Origin of the sequence: Halomonas sp. TA22, assembly GCF_013009075.1 — a bacterium.
Lineage (GTDB): Bacteria > Pseudomonadota > Gammaproteobacteria > Pseudomonadales > Halomonadaceae > TA22.
Genome location: NZ_CP053108.1, coordinates 2,108,997 through 2,133,385, shown reverse-complemented (window position 1 = coordinate 2,133,385; position 24,389 = coordinate 2,108,997). Strand labels below are relative to the sequence as shown.

General features: G+C 58.2%; 23 protein-coding genes and 1 pseudogene. 9 read left to right on the top strand and 15 right to left on the bottom strand.

Features of this window, described 5'->3' with window-relative positions:
* Window positions 1-45: 45 nt before the first annotated feature.
* The 8 genes and pseudogenes from HJD22_RS09945 to HJD22_RS09910 form a co-directional block, all read right to left on the bottom strand.
* The gene (locus HJD22_RS09945) at window positions 46-855 is read right to left on the bottom strand and encodes an alpha/beta fold hydrolase (RefSeq protein WP_208655393.1); all 810 of its coding nucleotides are present in this window, start codon (window positions 853-855) and stop codon (window positions 46-48) included.
* Window positions 856-882: 27 nt separating this feature from the next.
* A pseudogene (locus HJD22_RS17835) lies at window positions 883-1,041 on the bottom strand (Asp/Glu racemase); the annotation flags it as partial.
* A 9-nt stretch (window positions 1,042-1,050) separates the two neighbouring features.
* Window positions 1,051-2,244 carry an FAD-dependent monooxygenase gene (locus HJD22_RS09935; protein ID WP_217267749.1) on the bottom strand — a complete coding sequence of 398 codons (1,194 nt, stop codon included), beginning with the start codon at window positions 2,242-2,244 and terminating at the stop codon, window positions 1,051-1,053.
* 87 nt (window positions 2,245-2,331) lie between these two features.
* Window positions 2,332-3,054: an ABC transporter permease gene (locus tag HJD22_RS09930; protein ID WP_208655394.1), complete on the bottom strand. Its 723-nt coding sequence runs from the start codon at window positions 3,052-3,054 to the stop codon at window positions 2,332-2,334.
* Window positions 3,054-3,845: an ABC transporter ATP-binding protein gene (locus HJD22_RS09925; RefSeq protein ID WP_208655395.1), complete on the bottom strand. Its 792-nt coding sequence runs from the start codon at window positions 3,843-3,845 to the stop codon at window positions 3,054-3,056. Before HJD22_RS09925 ends, HJD22_RS09930 begins: the two co-directional genes overlap by 1 nt.
* A gap of 27 nt (window positions 3,846-3,872) precedes the next feature.
* Window positions 3,873-4,622: an ABC transporter permease gene (locus HJD22_RS09920; RefSeq protein ID WP_208655396.1), complete on the bottom strand. Its 750-nt coding sequence runs from the start codon at window positions 4,620-4,622 to the stop codon at window positions 3,873-3,875.
* A 23-nt stretch (window positions 4,623-4,645) separates the two neighbouring features.
* Entirely contained in the window at window positions 4,646-5,638 is a 993-nt protein-coding gene (locus HJD22_RS09915) for an ABC transporter substrate-binding protein (RefSeq protein ID WP_208655397.1), read from the bottom strand.
* Between the two features lie 271 nt (window positions 5,639-5,909).
* Window positions 5,910-6,740: an inositol monophosphatase gene (locus HJD22_RS09910; RefSeq protein WP_208655398.1), complete on the bottom strand. Its 831-nt coding sequence runs from the start codon at window positions 6,738-6,740 to the stop codon at window positions 5,910-5,912.
* A gap of 133 nt (window positions 6,741-6,873) precedes the next feature.
* On the opposite strand from HJD22_RS09910, the gene HJD22_RS09905 reads away from it, so the two are divergent.
* Window positions 6,874-7,773: an alcohol dehydrogenase catalytic domain-containing protein gene (locus HJD22_RS09905; RefSeq protein ID WP_302051030.1), complete on the top strand. Its 900-nt coding sequence runs from the start codon at window positions 6,874-6,876 to the stop codon at window positions 7,771-7,773.
* 423 nt (window positions 7,774-8,196) lie between these two features.
* On the opposite strand, the gene HJD22_RS09900 is transcribed toward HJD22_RS09905, so the two are convergent.
* Window positions 8,197-9,099, bottom strand: a complete 903-nt coding sequence (locus HJD22_RS09900; protein ID WP_208655399.1) for a LysR family transcriptional regulator — start codon at window positions 9,097-9,099, stop codon at window positions 8,197-8,199.
* 126 nt (window positions 9,100-9,225) lie between these two features.
* Here HJD22_RS09900 and HJD22_RS09895 point away from each other — a divergent pair, with 126 nt between their 5' ends.
* The 6 genes from HJD22_RS09895 to HJD22_RS09870 are packed head-to-tail and all read left to right on the top strand — an operon-like array spanning window position 9,226 to window position 15,576.
* On the top strand, window positions 9,226-10,197 hold the full coding sequence (locus tag HJD22_RS09895; protein ID WP_208655400.1) for a TAXI family TRAP transporter solute-binding subunit: 972 nt from the start codon (window positions 9,226-9,228) through the stop codon (window positions 10,195-10,197).
* A gap of 19 nt (window positions 10,198-10,216) precedes the next feature.
* Window positions 10,217-12,094 carry a TRAP transporter fused permease subunit gene (locus HJD22_RS09890; protein ID WP_208655401.1) on the top strand — a complete coding sequence of 626 codons (1,878 nt, stop codon included), beginning with the start codon at window positions 10,217-10,219 and terminating at the stop codon, window positions 12,092-12,094.
* Window positions 12,091-13,023: a 3-hydroxyacyl-CoA dehydrogenase NAD-binding domain-containing protein gene (locus tag HJD22_RS09885; RefSeq protein ID WP_217267747.1), complete on the top strand. Its 933-nt coding sequence runs from the start codon at window positions 12,091-12,093 to the stop codon at window positions 13,021-13,023. Before HJD22_RS09890 ends, HJD22_RS09885 begins: the two co-directional genes overlap by 4 nt.
* A complete protein-coding gene (locus tag HJD22_RS09880; protein ID WP_208655402.1) occupies window positions 13,020-13,865 on the top strand; it encodes a 3-keto-5-aminohexanoate cleavage protein in 846 nt (281 codons plus the stop codon). Before HJD22_RS09885 ends, HJD22_RS09880 begins: the two co-directional genes overlap by 4 nt.
* Window positions 13,862-15,238, top strand: coding sequence for an acyclic terpene utilization AtuA family protein (locus tag HJD22_RS09875; RefSeq protein ID WP_208655403.1), 1,377 nt, complete (start codon window positions 13,862-13,864; stop codon window positions 15,236-15,238). The genes HJD22_RS09880 and HJD22_RS09875 overlap by 4 nt, the downstream gene beginning before the upstream one ends.
* A complete protein-coding gene (locus HJD22_RS09870; protein ID WP_208655404.1) occupies window positions 15,235-15,576 on the top strand; it encodes a hypothetical protein in 342 nt (113 codons plus the stop codon). Before HJD22_RS09875 ends, HJD22_RS09870 begins: the two co-directional genes overlap by 4 nt.
* Before the next feature lie 166 nt (window positions 15,577-15,742).
* On the opposite strand, the gene HJD22_RS18100 is transcribed toward HJD22_RS09870, so the two are convergent.
* The 6 genes from HJD22_RS18100 to HJD22_RS09840 all read right to left on the bottom strand — a co-directional run bounded on the left by HJD22_RS18100 (window position 15,743) and on the right by HJD22_RS09840 (window position 22,285).
* Window positions 15,743-16,009 carry a hypothetical protein gene (locus HJD22_RS18100; RefSeq protein ID WP_340163041.1) on the bottom strand — a complete coding sequence of 89 codons (267 nt, stop codon included), beginning with the start codon at window positions 16,007-16,009 and terminating at the stop codon, window positions 15,743-15,745.
* A 1,126-nt stretch (window positions 16,010-17,135) separates the two neighbouring features.
* Complete coding sequence (leuD, locus tag HJD22_RS09860) at window positions 17,136-17,774, bottom strand: 3-isopropylmalate dehydratase small subunit (RefSeq protein WP_208655405.1); 639 nt, start codon at window positions 17,772-17,774, stop codon at window positions 17,136-17,138.
* Window positions 17,771-19,159 (bottom strand): 3-isopropylmalate dehydratase large subunit, encoded by a 1,389-nt coding sequence (leuC, locus tag HJD22_RS09855; protein ID WP_208655406.1) that lies wholly within the window; start codon window positions 19,157-19,159, stop codon window positions 17,771-17,773. The genes leuD and leuC overlap by 4 nt, the downstream gene beginning before the upstream one ends.
* A 25-nt stretch (window positions 19,160-19,184) precedes the next feature.
* Window positions 19,185-20,687, bottom strand: coding sequence for a tripartite tricarboxylate transporter permease (locus tag HJD22_RS09850; RefSeq protein ID WP_208655407.1), 1,503 nt, complete (start codon window positions 20,685-20,687; stop codon window positions 19,185-19,187).
* Between the two features lie 37 nt (window positions 20,688-20,724).
* A complete protein-coding gene (locus HJD22_RS09845; RefSeq protein ID WP_208655408.1) occupies window positions 20,725-21,195 on the bottom strand; it encodes a tripartite tricarboxylate transporter TctB family protein in 471 nt (156 codons plus the stop codon).
* A 64-nt stretch (window positions 21,196-21,259) separates the two neighbouring features.
* Entirely contained in the window at window positions 21,260-22,285 is a 1,026-nt protein-coding gene (locus tag HJD22_RS09840; RefSeq protein ID WP_208655409.1) for a tripartite tricarboxylate transporter substrate binding protein, read from the bottom strand.
* A 187-nt stretch (window positions 22,286-22,472) separates the two neighbouring features.
* Between HJD22_RS09840 and HJD22_RS09835 the strand changes: the two genes are divergently transcribed.
* Complete coding sequence (locus HJD22_RS09835; RefSeq protein ID WP_208655410.1) at window positions 22,473-23,258, top strand: GntR family transcriptional regulator; 786 nt, start codon at window positions 22,473-22,475, stop codon at window positions 23,256-23,258.
* 23 nt (window positions 23,259-23,281) lie between these two features.
* Window positions 23,282-24,148, top strand: a complete 867-nt coding sequence (locus tag HJD22_RS09830) for an oxaloacetate decarboxylase (RefSeq protein ID WP_208655411.1) — start codon at window positions 23,282-23,284, stop codon at window positions 24,146-24,148.
* Window positions 24,149-24,389: the final 241 nt, after the last annotated feature.

Below are 24,389 nucleotides of genomic sequence, written 5' to 3'. Positions count from 1 at the left end.
TTGTTTTTGGTCAAGTGCCGCTAGGCTTGTCTGCAAAGCCAGGGTTCAATGGGGCTCCAGGTCCATGACTGCGTCGAGGAAGCCTTCGAGGTCGTCCCATGGGATCATGTGACCGGCCCCTTCGACGGTCCGAATCTCGGTTTGCGGTGCCAGCGTCTGGATTTCCGCTACGTCCTTGGGCTCAATCACCGGAGCGCCACCGGCAACGACTAGGCGGATCGGTAGCGTGATCTTGGGCAGGTCGGCATGGATGTCGTCGCTGTGGAAGCCATCGTAGGCGGTACGGATCGCATCAAGTTGACAGGTATGCAGCCACTCGGCACGCAGGGCGTTCTGTTCGTCGCTCCAAGTCGGGCAGAACTTGCGCATTTCCTCACCCGAACAGCCCCTCTCGGCCAGCCGGATCGAGTCTTCGTACCAACTCCAGGGCGAAGGATAAGCGCGCCGTCCCGGCCCCGATACTGGTGGGTCGACCAGCACCAGCTGCCCGATCGGTGCGGAATTTATCTGCGCCGCCCGGATCGCCGTGCGTGCGCCCATCGAATGCCCGAGCACGATCGGCAATTCGAGTCCGGCCGCTGCAATCACCATCAGCGCGTCGGCGGCCATCGTATCGAGCGAATAGTCCAGATCGCCTGCTTCGCTCAGACCCCGGCCGCGCACGTCGAGCACGTGCACGTCGAAGTGCTCGGCCAGCCGTTCGGCGACGAAGCCCCAAGTGATGGCAGGCGATGTAATCCCGGGAATGAGCAGCATCTGCGGACCTGGGCCGGGATGGTGGATCAGGTGCTGTCGGATACCGTTGGCGTGGACATTGTATCCGCGGACCTGATTGTCCTTATTGTCTGCCGTCATGATCTGTCCTCAGTAAGCACCTGATAGCGTGACGTGCTGCATGCGCATGCGCGAAGAGTGAAAGGTGAAGCGTTCCTCGCCCACGCTTTCGCGAGCCCGCAGTAGCGTCGGGATCTCGGTCTCCATGGTAACGTTGGAACTAGGTACGATCTGACCGATGCGATAGGGTCTGTTGTTTCGTGTCATGGTCTGGCCTCACTGTCCGGCGAACTTGCGTGCGTCGTATTCGTAGACCCAGTCCGCCTTGATGCCGGTGGTGCGGGGCCGGAAGATGCTGCGCAGCTTGTACTCCAAGTCGCGTCTTAGCTGCGCCAGCTGCGAGGGCAGGTGATAGGTGCGGCCGCGCTCGCGGGCCTCCAGTTGCACCCGGCTGGTGCGCGGGCGGCGCTCCTGCTCGTAGGCGGCCAGGGCGGCGGGGATGTCCTGGGCATGTTGCTTGAGGGCGGCGGCCAGTACGTAGCCATCCTCGATGGCCATGGCCGCGCCCTGGGAGAGAAACGGCAGCATGGGGTGGGCGGCGTCGCCAAGCAGGGTGACATGGCCTTTCGACCATTGCGCCATCGGGTCACGGTCGAACAGGCCCCAGCGGTAGACCTCGCCCACCTGGGAGAAGAGCTTGCGGATGTTGGGGTGCCAGCCCTCGAAGGAGGCGAGCAGCTCCTCTCGCGAGCTGCGCGCGTTCCAGCTCTCCTCCACCCAGGCCTCGGATTCGCAGACGGCGACGATGTTCACCTGCTTGCCGCCCTTCACGTAGTAGGTGACCACATGACTGTTGGGGCCGAGCCAGAAGGAGGATTCCGGGGCGACGTAGTCCACCACGCCCGCCACCGGCACGGTGGAGCGGTAGCACATGTGACCGGTGTAGGAAGGATCTTCCGGGCCGAACAGCTCGCCGCGCACCACCGAGCGCACGCCGTCGGCGCCGACGATCAGGTCCGCCTCGAAGGTGGTGCCGTCGGCGAACTCCGCCACCGCGCCGCTCCCGGTGTGGCGCACCGCCGTGCACTGCTTGTCGAAGTGGGTGATGCCCTCCGGCAGGGTGTCGGTGAACAGTGCCAGCAGATCGGCGCGATGGATGTGCACGAAGGGCGACTGATAGAACGCCTCGAACTCTCCCTTGAGCGGAATGCGGAAGTTCTCCCGGGCGCTCTTCCAGTTGCGGCCCACCACCGCCTCGGGCAGGAAGCCGACCTTGAGCATCTCGTCGAGCAGGCCGAGGGCCTTGATCACCTTGACGGCGTTGGGAGTCATCTGGACCCCGGCGCCGACCTCGCCGAAGGCGGGGGCGCGCTCGAACAGCGCCACTTCGAAGCCGTTGCGGCGCAGGCTGGTGGCCAGGGCCGCTCCGCCGATGCCGCCGCCGATGATGCCGATTTTCAATGGGCGCACTGTGGTATCTCCGTTGTTCTCTTTTCGCTGTTAATTAATTATACGTAAATTTAATTATTGCCAGGCAAGGCTCGGGTGTCCATCCGCTCAACGCCGCCAGCGCAGCAGCCGCTTCTCGACCTGTTTGAGTACGCCATGTTCGATCAACTGCATCAGCAGAATGAACAGGATGGCGATGGCCAGTACCTCGCGCATCTGCAGCAGACGGAAGGCATTGAACACCGCCGCACCGATGCCGTTGGGCTGTCCGATGGACTCTACCACTACCACCAGTTTCCAGGAGAGGGCGAAGGAGAAGCGCGCGGCGGTGAGCAGCGCCGGCACCAGTTGCGGTATCAGGCTCTCCCAAAAGGCCCTGCGTGGCGGGATGCGGTAGATCTTCACCATCTCGTCCAGGCCGGTGTCGCGGGCCTGCACGCTGGCGAAGATAATGTAGACCGGGTCCGGCACCGCCAGGGCCAGCGCCAGCAGCGGTTGGAAGAACGCCTCCGCCTTGCGGTTGAGGCCGATCAGGATGCCCAGCGCCGAGCCGATCAGCGTCGCTGCGGCGAAGGCCGCCAACACCCGACCCAGGGTCAGCCACAGGTGGTCGTAGAAGCGCGGCGATTGCAAGTTGCCGAGCATCGCGCCCCAGGTCGCCAGCGGGCTCGGCACCCAGGGGCGGATGGCGATGGAGAGCCACTGCCACAGGATCAGCAGGCTGGCCGCGGCGATGAAAATGCCGGCCAGGCGGCTCAGCCGCCCGCGCTGGCGCCCCAGGCGCTGCATGAGCGTGCCATGACTTGCGAGCTTTTGCGTGGCGCTGAGCATCAGGCCACCTCCCCGGCGGGCGACTGCATCCCCCAAGGTGCCTGCACCCGGTCAATGATGTCGCGCTCCACCTCGCCGATGCGTGGATCGTCGTAGGCCCGGGGGCGCGCCAAAGGCACGCGGTAGTCCTCGAACACCGTGGAGGGGCCGCGGGTGAGGATGATGATGCGGTCGGCGAGATAGACCGCCTCGCGGATCGAGTGAGTGACGAAGACGATGGTGGTGCCGGTACGTGCCGAGATGCCGGCGAGCTCCTGGCGCAGGCTACGTGCGGTTACCTCGTCGAGGGTGGAGAGCGGCTCGTCCATCAGGATATAGGAGGGCTCCACCAAGATCGCCCGGGCAATCGACACCCGCTGGCGCTGGCCACCGGAGAGATTGAGCGGCCAGGCATCCTTGAACTGGCGGATGTGCAGGATGTCGAGCATCTCGTCGATGTTGCGCTCCCAGCGCTCCCGGGGCACGTCGGAGGCTGACAGCGCCAGCTCCAGGTTCTGCTTCACCGTGCGCCATGGCAGCAGGCGGTGAGACTGGAACACATAGCCCAGCTTGGGCGCGCGGCGGCCGGGATCGTAGAGCGGCAGGTCGTCCACCATCACCTCGCCACCGCTGGGTTCTAGCAGGCCGCTGATGACGTTGAGCATGCTCGACTTGCCGCAGCCCGAGGGGCCGAGGATGGCGACGAACTCGCCCTTGTGGATCTCGAAGTCGAGCCGCGAGATGGCCGGGCTGCCGTTGTAGGCGACGGAAAGTTTCGCCACCTTGAGCACGGGTTTTGCGGTGCGCTGCATGGTTCGGTTCTCCCTATAGGTCTAGGCTCAGGCGTTGCGCCACTTGAAGACGGCGCGTTCGAGGCGGCGTAGCACGCCGTACTCCACCAGCAGCACCAGGGCCATGAACACCAACAGCCACAGGTGCACCTCGATCATGATCATGTAGTCCCAGGCGTGGTCGAATTGGGCGCCGAAGCCATGGCGGGCGGCGCCGTAGATCTCGGCGACGACGATCACCTTCCAGGCCAGGGCGTGGGCGTTGCGCAGGGCGCTGAAGATGAACGGGGCGATGAAGGGCAGCAGCACGTGGCGCACGTGCCGCTGCACGCCGAAGCGGTAGATCTTCGACAACTCGATCAGGTCTCGGTCGGCGCTCTTCAGACCCTCGCGCAGGCCCAGCGCCATGAACGGGAAGGTGACCGTGGCGACCACGAAGATATAGCCCAGCTCGCTGCGCTTGAAGATCGCCAAGGCGATGATGGCGACGATGGCGCTGGGGGTGCGCAGCGCCACCGTGACGTAGACGCCGATCACCTCCTCGGCCAGACGGTTATGGTTCATGGCCAGCGCTGCTAGGATGCCGAGCAGCACCCCGCAGCCGAGCCCGACCGCCACCCGGTAAAGAGTAATGCCGATGTTGGACCAGGTGTGGCCACTGGCCAGAAAGCCGGGCAGTGCCTGGAGCACGGTGAGGGGGCTCTCGATGAAGTTCGCCGAGCCGGCGGCGATCCACCAGGCCGGGAACAGCAGTGCCACGGCCGTGAGCGACCAGCCCAGATGAGTGCGCGATTGCATGACTCTGACTCCTCAGGTGTGGCTCAGGGGCGCGGGGCGATGTCGTCTTCCAAGGTGATCATCACGCCGTCGGGCACCTCGCTGATCAGAGTGCCGTCCTCGGCGAGGGTGTCGAGGAAGTCGTAGGCGGCTTCGATCTTCTCCGCCGACCAGTCGGTGGTGAAGTAGCCGTAGTTGCGGGCGTTGTCGATCAGCACGTCGAGCACCTCGTCGCTGGTAATGCCGAGCCCCGCGCGGACGTAATCCTTGCGCAGGATCTCGTAGTCGGACTCTTCCATCAGCTGCACCGCTTCCTCGTAGGCGTTGCGGATGGCGTAGGCCAGCTCGGCGTTCTCTTGCAGCCAATCGGTGTGGGCCACCATGTTGGTAATCCAGGGCGCGAAACCGCCGGTGTGCCCGCTGTAGTCCTGATGGGCCTGCAACAGATAGCGACCGTCGGTGGCGTGGATTGCCTCGCTGACGTAGGACTCGAAGTTGAAGATGGCGTCCACGTCGCCGGCCTCCAGAAGACGCACCAGAGCCGCCGGGCCGACCTGAGTGAAGTCGTACTCGTCCATCACGTCGAAGCCGTAGATTTCCTGCACGATCATACGAATGAAGGTGGTGGTACCGGAGTCGGCGCCGAAGTGGCCGACCCGCGCCCCGCGCAGGTCCTCAGGCGTCCGGTGGGGAGAGTCGCCGGGCACCACGATGCCCAGATAGAGGTTGCCCACCGGGTAGAAGGCGGAGACATTGAAGCCCTCGCTGCGGGCGATGGCGACACCGAGGATGTCCTCGTCCATGGAGATGTCCGCCTCGCCGAGCAGAAAGGCCTGGAAGGCGCCGCTAGATGGCAGGAATTCGAAGTTGCCTTGGAAGCCGTGCTTCTCATCCAGCCCCTCGCTCTCCATGATCATCAGCGGCACGCCGCCTAGGCTGCCGCTGATGGCCTGAATGGTGACCTCCTCGGCGCTGGCCACCGTGGTGCTCAGAGCGAGCATGGATAAACCGCAGAACACCTTGTCAGTCATGGTCATGATGTCGTTGTCTCCTTTTCAAGGCTTTGTTTTTCTTAGGGGTTTATAATTAATTGTACGTATTAATAATTATTCGGTGCCAACTTGTCTAACGGAGATCTATACAGGCAATAGTCATGCCTAAGAATTTTTATTTTTTGGAATTAATTTCCCATTCAACCACTTAGTATTCCAGCGCCATGTCAATCACGAGGCCTAAAAGTAGCGTGTACGCCTCGTTATCGCGCATTGAGGGAGTCGTGCACCATAAAGGGTCGGCTAAATGCGGTGCTCAGAGCAAAAAAGCGAATCGCTCGCAAAGCCGCTCCCAACTCTCCTCGCTGCTTGCAACCAGCAGCGGACCCTGGTGGATCGTGGGGCGGTAGGCGCGTCCATTGAGCAGCGCCGCGTGACCTCCGGCCTCCTGATGCACCAGCACGCCCGCGGCATGGTCCCAGGGCATCACGGCGCCGGCCAGCGTGAAGTCGGCGAAGCCGCTCGCCAGCGTGCGGTACTCGTGGCAGGCACAGCCGATGGTCATCATGCGCGAGAAGCCCGGGAAGGTGGCGGCAAGTGGGGACTGCAGCTCGCGGGGGAAATGACGCAGCGAGGTAAATCCTGTCATCTCGTCCAGCGGGCGGGTCGCGGAAACCTCAAGGCGTCGCTCGGTGCCATCCGGGCGCATGTAGAAGGCACCACACCCGCGCCGGGCGACGATCCAGTCGTCCATCACCGGATCGTACAGCAGCCCGAAAACGGTTTCGCCGCGACTGGCGGCGGCCAGGATCACCCCGAACTGGGTAAGATTGCGGGCGAAGTTCCAAGTGCCATCCACCGGGTCGACGATCACTGCCATCTCCGCCTCGGCAATTCTCGTCAATAGCGCCGGATTGTCGGCCACCGCCTCCTCGCCAATCACCGTCGCCTCGGGAAAGCGCTCAAGGACCTCGCGCTGGATCATCGCCTCAGCGCCCTTGTCGGCGATCGTCACCAGGTCCTGCGGCCCGCTCTTGGTCTCAATGGTATCGGCATCGAGATTGCGAAAGCGCGGCAGGATCTCGGCCTTCGCCGCGCGGCGTACAATGTCGATGAGTTCGTCGGCGGTGGCCTGGTCGAAGGTCATGGTGTATCTCCGTGGTGTTAGGACTGCCAAATCACCATAGCTGCAATGACGACGGCTACGAAAGGAGATACAGAGCTGGAAGATGGCCAGAAGTTAAAATAACAAAGAGAGCTATTTCACTTTAAGCGATAAAATAAAGGCGGCCGGCCTGTGCCATTCCGACCTCTCCGTCATGGATGGCAACCTACCTCGGCCCACTCCCATGGTGTTGGGCCACGAAGCTGCCGGCATCGTGAAAGCGGTAGGCGAAGGTGTACACGACCTTGAGGAAGGCGATCACGTGGTTACCGTCTTCGTTCCCAGCTGTGGCCATTGTGCCCCTTGCGCCGAGGGACGGCCGGCACTGTGCGAGCCCGCCGCCGTAGCCAACAACGCCGGCACTCTGATCAGCGGCGCACGCCGACTGCACCGGCAGGACGGGACGGACGTGCACTACCATATCGGTGTCTCCGCCTTTGCCGAGTATGCCGTGCTGTCACGCAACTCCCTAGTCAAGGTCGATGCCGAACTCCCTCTACACCATGCCGCCCTGTTCGGCTGCGCGGTGCTGACCGGAGTCGGTGCAGCGATCAACTCGGCAGATATCAAGGCTGGTCAGACGGTCGCTGTCGTCGGCCTGGGAGGTGTTGGGCTTAACAGCATGCTCGGGGCCCTAGTGGCAGGAGCAACGGAAGTGCTCGCCATCGACCTGGACGACGACAAGCTGGCGCTGGCCAAGAAACTGGGTGCCACCCATGTCTTCAGTAGCGGCGAAGAGGGCTGCGTCGACAAGATCAAGGCAGCCACCAACGGCGGTGTCGATTGCGCCATCGAGATGGCCGGCTCCGAAAAAGCGCTCGAGCTTGCCTATCTGGTTACCCGCCGGGGTGGGATCACGGTGACCGGTGGCTTGCCGCATCCCGACAAGAAAGTGGCTATCCAGCAGGTTAATCTGGTGGCGGAAGAAACGCACCCTGAAGGACAGCTGCTTGCCCATTCGCGATGTCTCCCGCTACATCGCCCTGTTCCGTCAGGGAAGACTTCCTGTGGATAAATTGCTTAGTGATACCCTCACTCTGGACCAAATAAATGATGGCTTTGAGAAACTGGCTGCTGGAAAGGCCGTACGTCAGATCATTCTTTTTGACTGAGCCGAAGAAAATCGGGTCGTATAAATCTTGGGCTTCAAAGTGGACGCTATACGCACCTGCACTTTGGCAATTCTAACTAGGTCGGGAAGTTGAGGTTGCTGGAGGCGTAGCGCTTACTTGGGCCGACGCTATCACCGTTCATGGCCACACACATTGAACAACTGCTTTACCCCAGCTAGCGCCCGCCTTGCGGAATATCTCTGCGAGGCCTTCGGCCTCGGCTTGGACTTTAACGCGGTTGGAGCCGGCGATGATCAGGGTGTTGTTAAGATTACCCGTTCCGAGGTAGGTTTGGCCACTGTGGCCAGCAGAAGATAGGTGTTGACTTACAAAGGACCCATTGATGAGGCATGTTCACGGACAACTTCCAGCATAGCCGTAGCTGCTGCGGATAGGGGCGTTCGTGCCGGTGTGATGATACCAAGAGTGCGTGGTACGTGCGGGTCTGACAGAGGCCGCCAATCTATTCCTTCTGATGAAATTTGTCTGAAGCTCAGCGAGGGCAGGGCGGCAACGCCAAGCCCGGCTGCGACCATTCTCCCAGCCGTGCCGATCTGGCTGACCTCACACATCAGATTCATCTCTTTATTCAGATTTTGAAGGACTTCTTCAATTGCCTGCCGCGTACTCGATAGTCGGCTTACGGCAATGATTGGATATGTAAGTAGATCTTCCCACCGGACTGTCTCTGCCGCCAGCAGAGGGTGGTCATGAGGACACACGGCGACAAAAAGATCGTCGACTAGGGGCTCGAAAGTAGTAGCTTCCGTTCTCGATGGGCGGACCGAAAAGCCAATGTCTGCTCGCCGGTCGCTGACCAGCTCATCCACTTGACTGGCCAATACGTCATGCACGCTGATTGCTATGTTCGGGTACCGGTATCGGTAATCAGCCAGTACGGCAGGTAGGAAGCCAGCTGCCAGAGTCGGCAAGGCGGCCAGAGTAACCTTACCGCGCTGCTTATTGAACAGCTCTCCCAAGTCTCCAAGCGCTTCCTCCCAGTCACCAATCAATCGCCTCGCCATGGGTAGAAAGAAGCGTCCCTCCGATGTCAGCTGCACTCCCCTAGGTGAGCGGTTTAACAGCACGCCACCGACCGACTCCTCGAGTTTGCGAATGGCAATGCTCAGGGCAGGCTGGGAAAGGTGAAGGCGCTCAGATGCCTCGACGAAACTTCCGTATTCAATAATAGCCACGAAAGCCTTCAGCTGGCGGATGGTAGGTTGCATAAGAAAAGCAAAAGTCTCGTTCGTATAATTATATTAGACAAATACTAGCAGGCTTTCCCATGCTGGGTAGTGTCATTCGATACTCGTATTAAGAACGCCAATTATAAAACCAGAGAGAGCAACGCCATGCCTTCATTCAAGACGCCGCTGCTGGCCGCTATGCTCAGTGCCAGCCTGATGGTCGGTTCTGCCCAGGCTGAAGAGCAACTACTGATCGGTTCTACTTCCACTTCTTCCAGCCAATACGGCTATTTCGTCGCAGTCGGCCAAATTATCAATCAAAAGGTCGATGGAGTCCGCGCGTCCATAGTCGAGACGGGCGCAACCGTTGATAACCTGCGCCGCATCCTGCGTGGCCAAGTCGATATGGGCCTTGTCACTACAAACGTGGGGTACCACGCCTATGCAGGTGATGATGAATTTGATGGTCGGCCAGTCGATAACCGTCTGCTGTGGGTCTACTCGGCCGCACCACAGAATGTGGTGATGCGCCAGGATGCTAATGTGTCGTCCATGGCTGAACTAGAAGGAGTGCGGCTCAACCCCGGTATTACTGGCTCGGCCACTGAGGCGACCACTATTTCTGTGATGGAAACTCTGGGTATCACCCCGAACTATGTACGTGGCTCTACCACGGACGTGATCGCCGGAGTCAAAGACAATCGCATGGGGGGCTACGTGAAGTCCGGCGTTGGCAATAAGCTCGATGGCTCTTCGCTTGATATCTCTACATTTACTCCGATCGAAGTGCTGTCACTGACCGATGAGCAGGCAGACCAGCTTCGCGAGCAGATGCCGGACATCTCAGTAGTGGAGATTCCTGCGGGGGCAGCCGAGGGCATCCCGGCCTACACAACCTGGAGTTTCGGACTTGCCATGCACTCTTCGCCCAATCTAGACGAGGAAACTGCCTATTCGATAGTCAAGGCGGTAATGGAGAACCCCGAGCCGCAGATTAGTGCACTGGCCAACATGGCTGACGTGGACTTGGCCGAGCTGACATTGCAAAGCGGTACCGTGCCGTTCCACCCGGGAGCTGCTCGCTACTTCGAAGAGCAGGGCTACGAGATTCCCGACCATCTGAAACCGGTGGAATAACGGCAAGGAGCCCGGTCCCATGCGCAAAACATGCCTGATGCTGGTCGCCCTGATCTTAGGAGGCTTCATCTTCTATACTTCGGCAATAGGGCCGTTCGATAGCTTGGTTCATCGAAGCGTGTTTCTTGCGCTGGTGATCGGGCTGGGCCTTTTCAGCTTCCCGCTCGGTTCCGGCAAGCGTTGGCGCCCTGTCGGAATCTTCATTGATATGGTGCTGGCAGCTGGCGCCATTGGTGCCTGTCTGTATATCACCTTCAACGCTGAAGCCATCCTCACCACACTGCCTTGGGCCACGACCCAGGACATGCTGCTTGCCGGCTTTCTCGTAGTGACCATTCTTGAAATTGCACGTCGTGCGATTGGCTGGGTTTTTCCGGTGATGGTAGCTCTGGGGATCGCCTATGCCCTGTTTGGTGATCGACTAACGGGGCCGCTGAGCCACCGAGGGTTTGATACAGCGTTCGTCACGGAGACTTTATTCCTAGGCGACTTAGGAATCTGGGGAATGCTGCTCGGTGTGGCGGCAACAACGATTGCGGCTTTCGTCCTATTCGGTTCCTTGCTTTTACACACGGGGGGTGGCCAGACTTTCATTGATCTTTCCATGCGCATTGGAGGACGCAGCCAGGGCGGCGCCGCCAAGATCGCTACGGTGGCCTCCAGTCTGTTCGCTATGGTCAGTGGCAGTGCCGTAGCCAACGTCGCCACGACGGGCAACTTCACTATTCCCATGATGAAGCGGCTGAAGTATCCCCCGGCCTTCGCCGGCGGGGTTGAGTCGGTGGCGTCAACAGGCGGCCAGATCGCCCCTCCGATACTTGGGGCTGCCGCCTTTATCATGGCTGAGATACTTGGTATCAGCTATGTGACCATCGCTCTCGCCGCGCTGCTGCCCGCTGTGCTGTTCTACATCGCGGTGTTCTTTACCATACATTTGGTAGCCCTTCGCAGATCTCTACCGCTGGTGCCTGAAGCTGAACTGCCGAGTTGGTCTGATGTGCTTCAATTTAAGCGAATTGTGCCTATTGTCGCTGCCCTCGGTGGTTTGTTTGGTGGGGTGCTCAACGGATATTCGATTCAGTACGCCGCGTTTCTAGGCATCTCACTGCTGCTCCTCTGCTACGTGGCATTCGGCATCCTAGACCGAATGTCGCCCAAGCGAATGCTTCGTATGCTGATGACCGGCCTTGAGGATGCCGGAAAGGGAATGGTGATCATTGGCGTGCTTCTCGCAGGTGCTCAGATTCTAGTGGCCATGCTTAACCTGACGGGCATCGGGGTGACGCTTTCAACGCTGGTGGTAAGTGTTGCTGGCGAGCAGTTATTCCTGGTGGCTCTTATCGTCGCTGCGATCTGCTTGATCATGGGGATGGGGATCCCTACCACAGCGGCTTATGTGTTGGTCGCTGCTGTCTTGGCGCCGGCACTGACCCGCATGGGGGTAGAGCCGTTGGTGGCACACCTGTTTGTTTTCTATTTCGCCACGATCTCCGTGATTACTCCACCGGTTTGCATCGCCGTTTTCGTTGCTGCCGGCATTGCCCAAGCGGGCTGGCTGCAAGTTGCAGGTCATGCAGTCCGGCTTGGGGCGACGACCTACATCATTCCTTTCCTCATTCTTGCCTACCCGGCGCTGATTGGTATGGGTGGTATCTGGGACATCACGGTGGCGGCACTGCGTGCGCTCGCCTTTGTCCTGGCATTTGCCGGCGTGTTGGGGGGAGCCAGGCTGTTTGGCCGTCGTTGGTTAGATGCATCGATGCTGTCTGTCGTCGGTATTTTGGCAGTAATGCCGGGGGCCGTACCGGGCCTGGCGGGTGTCATCGGGTTATTCGCTCTCTATGCCTGGGCTTGGCAGGCCTCTCGTCGAACTCTGCTGCAGGGAGCTTCAACATGACATATCAGGAAGTATCGATGACGCATATCGCAGTTATTGGTTGCGGAACTATTGGCATTAGCTGGGCCGCCTATTTTCTATCTCATGGACTTAAGGTCAGTGCATTCGATCCGGACGAAACTGTCCGGGCGTCGTTCTCGGATCTAGTCGCGGCCGATATGGCCACATTGGGCGTAGACCCGCGTCAACCTCAGGTGTGTGAAACTCTGGCTGATACAGTCGAACAGGCTGAGCTAGTGGTGGAGAATGCCCCGGAGTCTGCTGAACTCAAGCGAGAGCTGCTTGCTGAGATACAGCGCCTTGCACCTGACTCGGCCTTAGTGGTGAGTAGCACCTCCTCACTTAAGCATTCCGATATCGCACTTGGGGCGCCAGCTTCCTCGAGAATCGCCATCGCTCATCCTTTCAACCCGCCCCACCTAGTACCACTGGTGGAGCTATATGGCACTGACCCCGATGTAGTGGAAAATCTGATTGCCTTTTATCGCGGGATAGGCAAGCAACCCGTGGTGATGCGCAAGGAAATGGTGGGACATATTGCCAATAGACTGTCCTCTGCGCTCTGGCGAGAAGCCCTGTATTTGCTTCAGGAGGGGGTGGCAAGTGTGGAAGACATCGACAAGGCAGTGACAGCGGGGCCAGGCATGCGCTGGGCAATCCAAGGGCCCTTCTTGACTTATCATCTAGGCGGAGGTCAAGGCGGCATAAAGCACTACTTGGAGCATCTCGGGCCCAGCCAACAATATCGGTGGTCGAGCCTAGGTGTTCCTGTCATGGATGAAGCGCTTAAAACCAGAATAGTGGATGGGGTGGATCAGGCGACCCAAGGTCAGTCATTAGCAGAGCTCTTTGCGAATCGGGATTCACAGCTGGTAATACTGCAGCAGTCGATGGGCGTCGCCACTGGCACCCGAGAGGTGAAAGCATGACAACCCCTTGCTTGCTTGCGGTGGCTCCAAACGGGGCACGCCGAATCCATGCTGATCATCCTGCCATCCCTTTAACGCCAGAGGCTTTGGCTAAGGATGCGGTGGCCTGTCGAGATGCCGGTGCGGCAATGATGCATTTGCACGTCCGAGAGCCCGATGGGCGCCATCTGCTTGATGTAGGAGTGTATCGGGAGGCGCTGTCCGCGATCCAAGAGTCTGTAGGTGAGGAGTTGGTGCTTCAGGTGACTAGCGAGGCCGCGGGGCGTTATGGCCCCGAAGCCCAGCGGCAAATGATGGCAGAGCTTCAACCGGAAGCCGTCTCTCTTGCATTGCGCGAGTTGTTTGGTGAAACGAAAGAGATCGCGGCTAGTGGTGAGCTCTGCAGGCACCTCCAGGCGAGCGGCTGTAGCATTCAATACATCTTATATTCTCCCGAGGATCTAGTGGATTTTAATCGACTCCGTGATAACGGTGTGCTGCCGTTGGAGAGTGCCTTCCTGTTGTTCGTGCTGGGACGTTACGAGACTCCCCCGGTGGCGAATCCTGAACGTTTACCAGAATTTATGCAGCAACTGAGCCCAAGTGATCGCTGGGCGGTATGTGCCTTCGGCCCGACGGAGACGGAGTGCATGGGATTGACGGCTCGTCTTGGCGGGCATGCTCGGGTGGGCTTCGAGAATAACTTGTGGCGACCGGATGGCACGCGGGTGGAGAACAATGCGGAACTGGTGCAACTGGCACGCTCTAGGATTGAGGTCGAAAGTCGCCGTCCTCTCATGGATGCCGCACAGGCAAGGGCGTTTTTGGGACTGACACCTCCAACCGGGGAGCATGCGTCATGACAGTTGTAGTAGGCTGTGGCGCTGGATTTTCCGGTGACCGTACCGATGCCGCCGTGCCTTTGGTGGAGGCGCTGCTAGGCTATGATGCGCCTCGTGCGCTTATGTTCGAGACCCTTGGAGAGCGCACGCTAGCCGCGGCCCAGCTGGCCCGTTTGCGAGATCCAGAGAGCGGCGATGAGCCGCTGCTGGATGCATTCCTTTCACCTATTCTTGGCGAATGCTTGCGTCATGGCGTAACTGTGCTGGGTAATTTTGGCGCGGCAAATCCTGATGCTGCTCGACGCCGCATATCTCAGTTGGTCAACCGGGGAGGGGGAGGAATTTCCGATGCGCGTATCGCGGTAATTCTTGGAGATGATGTTCGAGAACAGATACACGTTCTTGACTGGCAGCCTTGGGAGGGAGAGAGACGAGAGTTACCGAATCGAGATGAAGTAGTCGCCGCGAATGTCTATCTGGGCTCTGATGCTCTCGTGGAGGCCCTCGCCCAGCGTGCTCAAGTAGTGATTACCGGGCGAGTGGCTGATCCAGCCCTAGCATTGGCACCGCTTCGATATCATCACGGTTGGGCTGAAGATGACTGGGATAGGCTGGCCGCAGGAACCCTAGCAGGCCACCTGATAGAGTGTGGGGCGCAGGTCACTGGCGGCTACTTCGCCGATCCCGGTGTCAAGGATGTAGCCGGCATGGCACAGCTAGGCTATCCCATCGTCGAGGTAGAGCGAGATGGGGGCCTGGTGGTAACTAAACCCCCAGGTACGGGCGGACTAGTGACAGAGCAAACGGTCAAAGAGCAGTTGCTGTACGAAATCCACGACCCCAGCGCGTATGTGACCCCGGATGTCGTGCTTGATCTGACTCATGTCGAGGTGCGCCAGGTAGGGCATGATCGGGTAGCGGTGAGTGGCGTTCGTGGCAAACCAGCACCTGAGCATCTGAAAACCACCATTAGCTTTCTCGATGGCTATCAGGGAGAAGCTGAAATCTCCTATGCAGGGCCCAATGCCGTAGCGCGTGCCACTTTGGCACGGGATACTCTGCGAGAACGACTGGCCTTGCGTTGCCCTGATGGGCTTCGCTCACGTTTCGATCTGATCGGCGTGTCAAGCGTGTTTAGTGGAGACTGCCAGAATTATAAGCCACCGTTAAATGCCTTATGTGAGGATGTCCGGCTGCGTCTAGCCGTCGAGCATGTCCGGGCTGAGGTGGTGGAGCTCGCGACCCAAGAGCTGTTGGCCTTGTACTGCTGCGGTCCTGCGGGCGGTGGCGGGGTACGCCGGCATCATACTCGCCGTCTAAAGACGGCTTCTTTCCTGGTGCCGCGACATCAAGTCATACCATCGATCACGTTGTACCAGGAGGGTAGAATATGAGCGCCACCAACCACCAAAGACTTCATGGTTACGCTCATGCCAGAGCTGGTGATAAGGGAGACAGACTGAGTCTATGTGTTTTTGCCTACGAACCACACCATTATAACTGGTTGCTGGACCAAGTTACCGAAGCCAAGGTGGCCGAGCTATTCGCACACCGTGGCGACCTGCGAGTAAAGCGTTACCCTTTGCCACTGCTTGGTGGTGTGAACTTAGTCATTGACGATGCACTGCAGGGCGGGGTGAATGGCGCGTTGAACCTCGATGGTCATGGGAAAACACTTTCGTCCTTGCTCCTCAACTTACCGGTCCAGCCACCAAACGCAAAAGTGTGGTGAGCAATACTTACAAGGCGAGGACCATACGCTAAGCATATAGAAGCTTCAAAGCACGGCGAAAAGCAGTCTAAACCGTGCCGGCTTTCTAATTAACGGTCTAGATGTCCATGGCCCGTGCTGCCGGAGTACCTCTGACCTTACGCGCAAGTGCTTAGGACGGGGAGCCTCAGAACTCTGTTGTGATCAGTTGGCCCTGCCCATCAATATCTAACTGACATCGACGACCCGCCAGCAAGGCGCAGGCCATCGCGACGGCAACGAAAGCAAGCAGTACACTGGTCAGGACTGTTAAGCCGCTCGTGTACTCAAGCAGGATACCTACCAAGAGTGGCCCTGTTGCAGCGAGGCTGTATCCGATACCTTGAGCCATGCTGGAGAGTTGACCTGCCAGTTGCGAGTTGGCACTACGCAGCACAATCAGTGGAAGTGCCATGCTGAAACAACCACCTTGGCCAAGCCCAAGCAGGATTACGCCAGGCCAGCGCCACGAAAGCGGCCCCTGTAGCAATACCAGAATACCAACGGCGGTACAGCTGAGAAGCAAAAGGATAGTGGGGCGTTGATCTTGTCCTAATCGTGCCAGCCAGGGCGCGCCGAGAGCTGCCAAGGGAACGCTAAGACCAGCACCTAGCGAACCACCCAAGCATAAGGCCATCGTATAGACGCCGGTGACTATATCGGCCCCTTGCGGGAGTTATCGCTTGACCAGGGCGGGCAGCAGTGTACCGGCGATACCAATTGAAGCGCCGACCAATAACGTGCCAATGTAGAGCATAATGGGGCGCGTAGTACTAAAGCACTCCCCAGTATTAGGAGTGACAAACCAAGAGTGCGCTCGGCACCGAGCCGCTTGGTCAGCCACGGGGCAAGGGGGCAAATAGCCCCAAACATAAAACCGGCAGTGTTGTGAGCGCGCCTGTGGCCATGGCTGATAGGCCGATGTCCTGTTGAATACGGACAAGCATGGGGGCCACGGAGGACAGGGCGGGTCGAAGGTTGAGCGCCACTAGGATCATCAGAGTTAGAAAGGGCACCAGCTGACGCCATTGGATTACTGCTGCCATGAAAATCCTTATACTTTTTTCCGAGTTGAAGTAACTTGTGAAGGCGTCCTGCACAATGATAACGCTCTTGGCCTTCTGACGTTCGGTTAGCCGTCCCAACGAGACCGGAGTGACCTCTGCCAGGTCCCAAGCGCGAGGCTGTTTTTCTAAGATTCGCACGTGAGATTAGTGGGCCATCGGCCATGCCCAACCCCTTTCCATTAAGCGACCGCTCAGACAGCTGCACAGCAGGCCATTGTAGAGGGGCCATCCTCACCAAGGCCGGGATCATGAATTCAAGTCCGCCGATTAGGTAATCGCGCAGCGGCCGTTGATAGCGGCGATAATATTGTATTTTGCCATGTGAGGGCGTGCTTGCTTTTAGATAGAGCAGGCAGCAGACGAAAAAATTCTGTGCAAATCACACAGCTCATTTAGCATGCGCAGTCCTCGGCAGCCACCGTGAGACCGATAAAAGATGTTGGAGCCTCTTTTAAACCTGCCGTATCGGCTTCGTTATTGCATTGGCTTAGCAGGGATCGTCCAAGGCCTCTCTTTCAGTAAACGCGTGGCGAAGTATCTGATTTGCTGTTCTCGGGACAGAGTGGCCTGAATATCATCAATCCCTTTAAGTAGGCGTTCGCGACTTCCTGCATCGATCTCGAAGGACAGGCCTCGATCATTTCCCCAGCGTATTGTGCAGATGTCCAGATCCACTACTAAGGAAGCTTGCGGGTTGGTCTGGCAGTGGGCGACGAGCTCATCGAAAGGTGCCTGGTCGAGCATGATCGGCAGCAAGCCGTTACGGATGGCATTGTTACGGAAAATGTCGGCGATTTTAGTCGAGATGATGACCTGAATGCCGTAGTCGACGAAGGCGTAGACGGCGCCTTCCCGTGATGAGCCACAACCGATGTTATGACCGGCAAGAACGATTTTCGCAGAGCCAGGCTCTCCCTCTGTTGTAGGCTCAGGAATCGGTGATTCTGGCAGCGGTTGGCCGTGCATATCGTAGCGGGCATCATATAGAAGATAGTGATGATAACCGCTGCTCCGTGGCTTGCGCAGGAAGCGAGCAGGAATGATCTGGTCGGTGTCGATATTATTGTCAAGTAGGAGCAGGGCTGGGCTTTCCACCTGAGTGACGGGCTTCATGCGCTGGCTCCTGTAGGGGATTGACGGACATCGACGATCTTGCCGTTGAGCGCGGCGGCGGCGGCCATGGCTGGACTCATCAAATGGGTGCGTGCGCCGGGGCCTTGCCTACCGGGAAAATTGCGGTTGCTGGTGGAGGCGCAGCGTTGACCTGGACCGACGCTATCACCGTTCATGGCCACGCACATTGAACAACCGCTTTCACCCCAGCTAGCGCCCGCCTTGCGGAAGATATCTGCGAGTCCTTCAGCCTCGGCTTGAACCTTGACGCGGTTGGAGCCGGCGACGATCAGTGTTGGTACCTTGACCATGCCGTTGACCATCACAGCGGCGGCGGCGCGCAGATCGCTCAGCCGTGAGTTGGTGCACGAGCCGATAAATACCTGGTCGATAGGCAGACCAAGAACTGGTTCACCCCTTCTCAGCCCCATGTACGCTAACGACGTACGGTTGGCCTCGCTGTCGGCTGGAGAGAAAGGCTCATCCACTGCTATGGACTGCTCTGGGCTGGTGCCCCATGTGACGCGCGGAGCCACTTCACCGGCCTCTATTAGTATGTCCTTATCATAAGTGGCATCGGGGTCGCTGTAGAGTTCACGCCATTGGCACTCGGCCTGTTCGAAGATGCTGCCTTGCGGTGCCTGGGGCGCATGGCGTAGCCAGGTAAAGGTGGTTTCATCCGGTGCGACCATACCTACTCGAGCGCCAGCCTCGATGGTCATATTGCATAGTGTCATGCGAGCATCCATGGAAAGTGCACTGACTGCCGAGCCTGTGTACTCAACGGCGTGGCCGGTGGCGCCGCCTGTACCGATCTGGTGAATGATATGCAGCGCGAGGTCCTTGGCAGTGACGCCTTGCGCGAGCTCACCCTTGACATGAATACGCATGGTTCTGGGGCGGCGTTGCCACAATGTTTGTGTAGCGAGCACATGGGCGACTTCAGTCGCGCCTATGCCCATGGCCAGCGCGCCGAAGGCGCCATGCGTGGTGGTATGGGAGTCACCACAGACGATGATTAGCCCAGGTAGGGTTAGGCCCAGTTCAGGTGCTGCGACGTGGACAATGCCGCGGTCGCCATGACCGAGTCCCATATAGGTAAGCTGATGTTTGGTTGTATTATCTTCCAGCAGGCGAATCATGCCGGCCACTTCAGGATCATCCTCGAGGCGTGTTAGATCTGACGGCACGTAGTGGTCGGCAATGCCGAAAGTTAGCTCGGGGTAAGCCAGTGGCCGACCACTGCTGTCGAGCTTATCGAAGGCATGAAATGAGCCCTCATGAACGAAATGGCGGTCGACCCAAAGCAGGTCGAATTCCCCTTCGCTGGCGACTACGTGCTGATGCCATATTTTCTCAAATAGGGTGAGAGAAGGCTGAGTCATGAGGGCTTCCCAGTGATTTTCAGTGTCAAGAAATTGCGTGGCGACGCTTGATCACGCTACCAATCACGCGTGGTAGTACCGAGAGCAGTAGTAGGGCAAGCAGCACCAAGGTAATGGGACGGTCGGCGATAAACCCGAGATTTCCACCGCTGATCTGCATGCTGCGTACCAGTTCGCCCTCGGCCATGCCACCAACCAGCAGGCCAACTACGGTAGCTGCAACCGGATAGCCATAGCGGCGCATTAGCCAACCAATAATGCCAGTAGCCACTACTGTAATGGGCCCAACCATGTTGCCGGTAATAGCGTATGAGCCGACCACTGAGAGAACCATCACAATAGGAATCATTAACTTGAGAGATAATTTGACGATATAGCCAGCGAGGAAGATGAAGCCGAGCCCCACTAGCAGAAGCAGTACCGCCTGGGCCATGTTGCCAATGATCAGGGCATAAACGATATCGGGATTTTCTCTAATGAATCGTGGCCCGCCAGTAACGTTATGCATGGCAAAGGCACCGAGCAGCACTGCGGTTCCGGCACCGCCAGGCAGCCCGAGCGCGAGCAAAGTGATCATTGAGCCGCCTTCGGAGCTACTATTGGCCGACTCGGCAGCGATGAGGCCTGATGGATTGCCTTTACCAAATGAGTCCGGGTCCTTCGATCGCTGCTTGGCGGTGGCGTAGGCTGCGAGGTTGGCAATGCTGGCGCCAACACCTGGAATGGCGCCAATAACAGCCCCCATGCTGCCGCCTCGTAATAGCTGAAAAGGCTTGCTGAGTGCTTCCCTCATCCCCATAAGAATATTGCGGAAGTGGACCACGCGCAGAGCGCTATTATCAACGATATAGCGCTTGCCAACTAAATTAAAAAGCTCCGAGGCGGCGAAGAAACCGATCAGTGCGGGGATCACCGGTATACCATCTAGCAAATACATACTGCCGAAGGTGCCGCGCATCTGCCCCGCGTCGCTGTAGCCGATAGTGCTGATAAGAATACCTAATATACCGGCGGCGATGCCTTTAGAGATGCTGGCATCATTGAGCACCGCGATCAAAGTGACACCCCATATGGCCACAACCAACATCTCGGTGGGGCCCAGGCGTAGGACCCATTGGGAGATTGACTGCACGGTGAACAGCAGCAGTAGATAACCAATCAACGTACCTAGCACCGAGGCTACCAGGCCGATCCCCAGCGCCTGGGCGTGCTCGCCGCGTCGCGCCATGGGGTAGCCGTCAAACGCAGTAGCTACGGAGGAGGACGTGCCTGGGATATTCATCATGATGGCAGGGATCGCTCCACCGAAGCCTCCACCGGTAAAAATGGCGGTAAGAAATAGAATGGCCGGCAGAAAGTCCATGTACATAGTCGCAGGCAGGAATACCGCCATGGCAATGGAGATGGAGAGTCCCGGAATCGAGCCAAAGAAAAGCCCAATGACCAGTCCTGGGGGAACTACCAACCAGGCGGCTGGAGTATTGCCCAGCAGACTCAGAGCGGCGTGGAAGGCCTCGACATTGATCATGACGTATGGTGCCTCCTAGCTAGAGTGACGGTAGAAATTAGAGCAGCAGAGTGGGCAGGCGGATGCCCAGCAGCTCGATAAACAGCACCACAATGGGAACGGAGACCACTAGTCCAAAACCGAGAATTACCCACCAGCGTCTCTCACCCTGCAGGTAAAGGGCTAGGCATAAGAACAAAAAGCTGCCCAGATCGAATCCTATAATCGATATCGCGGACACATAGAGGGCCAGCAACCCCATGAACAGCAATGCGGGTCTTGTCGAGTCGTCGGAGGCGCTAGAGCTGGCTGCGCCCACCTGGCGGTACCAGTCGATTACTTTGGCACCGGTAATCACCAATAGTGCAGTGATACCGATTCCTGCTGCTGGCAGTATCAGGAGCCAGTCGGTGACACCTCGGGCTGCGGCATGGACGCCATGAGCGTAGTAGCCGAACACGACCGCCAGGCTCAGTGAGAACAGCACGTTTCCCAAGGGAAAGCTGTGCCGCCGTGTTGAGGTTTCCATGCCGTGCCTCCCGCGATGTCAATTCGATGAACGATGGTCTAAGGGTGGGATCCGTTCGCCGCGTTTACTGCAAGAGTGGGGCATACTGCTGGATGGCGCGGTAGGCCTCGTCGACCAGTGCCTGGCTCTCTTCCGGTGAGACCCAGTCGGCCCCGATACCTGCTTTGGTGGACCAGACTTGGAATTCGTCACTTTCGAGGGTGTCCTGATAGGCTTGTATTAGCCGCTGGTAGCGCTCCGGATACTCTTCCTGCAGCGAGGCGTGGGCGATTAGCCCGGTGACGTTGCCGCCGATCAGCGGCAAAGGATCAACGCCTAGGCTCGTCATTACGTCGTTGAATAGTGGAGCGTCCCAGTTGTCGCTGGGTTGGTCATTGACCACCGCTAGGGCCCGTATTTCATCGCTGATGCTCAGCGCTGCCTCGGCAGCGAGGATCTCAAAGTCGACTTGATTACCTGCCAGCGCCGCTCGTAGCGGGGCGCCACCGCTGTAAGTAACGAAGCGCACGTTATCGTGCTCAATGTCGAGGGCATCCATCATTACTAATGTCTGCAGATGACCGCCATTTCCAACAATAATGCCGGAACTGACCTCACCAGGATCGCGCATCGCCTCGACCAGTGATTCGAGGTCTTGATAAGGGCTTTCGTTATGTACCGCAACGATTCCGTAGTCGTTCCACTGGGCACTGAGCAGTTCGAAGTCATCCCATTTCACCGGTGCGCCCCCGATCTCAATAGCACTAGCCAGGTAGGGGGAAGCCTGTATCACAAGCAGTGTCTGGCCATTAGCGGCCTGCTGTTGAAAATAGGTAGCACCAAGTGCCCCGGCACCACCAGGGCGGTTAATGATGCTTATCGGCACGCCAAGTCGAGGCGACATGTGCTCAGCGAGGCCGCGCGCCATGCGGTCTGCGCTTCCGCCGGCATCGAAGGGCACGACGATTTCAATGGGGTCCTCTGGCCAGTCTGCCTGAGCGGCTCCGACCAGGCCGATGCTAAGCACCAGGCACGATATGCCGGTGACAAGCCTGGGCAAGCCGGGCTTGATCGAGGAGGCAAGGAAACTGACTTGTTGTTGGTATTTCATATGGCGTCTCCGACTGTCGTTGTTATAGAAATCAAACTCGACGAAGCAGCTGGCACTTAATGACGAATTTGATCCTTGGCAACATTCATTGATACATGGTATCTTTGTTATGTCAATAGGACATAAAGTCCAGTAATCGCGAGCTCACCGTTCGCCTAACAAGCTACCGAGTAAGGTAGGAGGCGCAGTGACAGACCTCTTAAAACGTCAGCCCAACGGGGACTCAAGTGACCCATGGCCGAAGCATCATCGTGTCTATTTGGTCTTGCGCCAGGAAATTCTTGAAGGGCGCTATACCCCCGAACAACCCCTCCCTAACGAAATTCTGCTGACTGAGCAGTTTCAGGTCTCGCGAATTACTATTCGCAAGGCGATGGAACGCTTGGATCGAGAAGGTTTGGTGGTGCGCTATCGTGGCAGGGGCACCTTCCCCATAGCCTCTAACGAGCATTCGCCTGTGCAGGCAAGTATTTCAGGTGTCATAGAGAACCTGATAGCCATGGGCCTTAAAACTGAGGTCAAGGTGCACGATTTCGGCTATGTCGCTGCCTCTGCTGAGGTTGCACTTGCGCTTGAAGTGGCGCCGGGAGCGCTGGTGCAGAAAGCTATCCGTGTTCGTAGCCACCGCGGTGCGCCGTTCTCGCTGCTGACCACCTATGTGCCAGAAACGATAGGCCGCGCCTTCACTGGGGATGACATGGCTACCCAGCCACTATTGTTATTGCTTGAGCGTGCCGGGGCCAAGGTGACTCACGCTGAGCAAGCAATTACTGCCAAGTTAGCAACACCCAACCAAGCCAACTTACTCAATATGGAACCGGGTGATGCACTGCTATGCATCCGCCGCACGGTATTTGATGAAGACGGCCGGCCCGTGGAATACATTGAAGGGTTTTATTGTCCCGACACCTATGAGCATCAGATGTCGCTCGGGCGCAAGACCTCTAACAACAAACGCGTCTGGGACGCGTAATCTCTATCTTTGAGGGTAATGCCATGATTCCGCTAATCGACTTGATCCAACAAACTCAAGGTGCAGTGGTCGCTCCAGGTGTCTATGACCCCTTTACGGCCAACCTAGCGGCGCAGGCTGGCTTCGAGTGCCTATATCTATCTGGGGCCAGTCTGGCCTACACCCAACTGGGCCGTCCTGACTTGGGTCTAGTGACCATGACCGAGGTTGCCGACAGCATCGCGGCGATTCGCGACCGCGTCGATATTGCCTTGATTGTTGACGCCGATACTGGCTATGGCAATGCACTTAACGTGCAGCGTACTGTACGTATATTCGAGCGCAGCGGTGCTTCTGGGATCCAGCTTGAGGATCAGACATTTCCCAAGCGTTGCGGTCACCTTAGTGGCAAGACCTTGATTAGTGCCGATGAAATGGTAGGTAAAATCCAGGCGGCCTGTGATGCACGCCATAGCAAGGCGACACAGATCATCGCGCGGACCGATGGTATAGCTGTGGAAGGGATCGAAGCGGCCATAGAGCGTGGCGAGCATTATTTGGAAGCGGGGGCGGATGTGCTATTCATCGAGGCGCCCCAGAGCCGGCAACAGCAGTTAATGATTACCGAGCATTTTAAACATCGTGTACCGCTGTTGGCCAATATGGTCGAGGGTGGTCGCACCCCGGCGGGCAGCGCCGAACAGCTCGCCGATTTAGGCTTCAAATTGGTGATTTTCCCCGGTGGGCTGGCTCGCGCAGTGATTCGCCAGGTGACGGCTTACTTCGAGAGCCTCAAGGCTCACGGCACCACCGAACCCTTTCGCGACCGCATGGCGGCTTTCGATGAACTCAATGAGGCGATTGGGTTGCCGGAGATGTTGGCAACTGCAGAGCGTTATTCAGCAAAATAGCGCCATTTTCGCGAGTGTCGGTTACTTTAGTTGGCAGGGATGGACGCTCAGGACGACCTGTTGTTCAATTTTGAATTACCTGGCGAATTGTAGCCCAATATATTTACTAGAAGAGCCTGGCCGGAAACAGCTGGGCTCTTTCAACTATTACCACCACTCCACCGAAAAGCTGTATGGTAACAAGGGAGGGCGAGTGCAATTCGAAAGCGGTGGCGATATGAAGGAACACTCTTACCTCAAT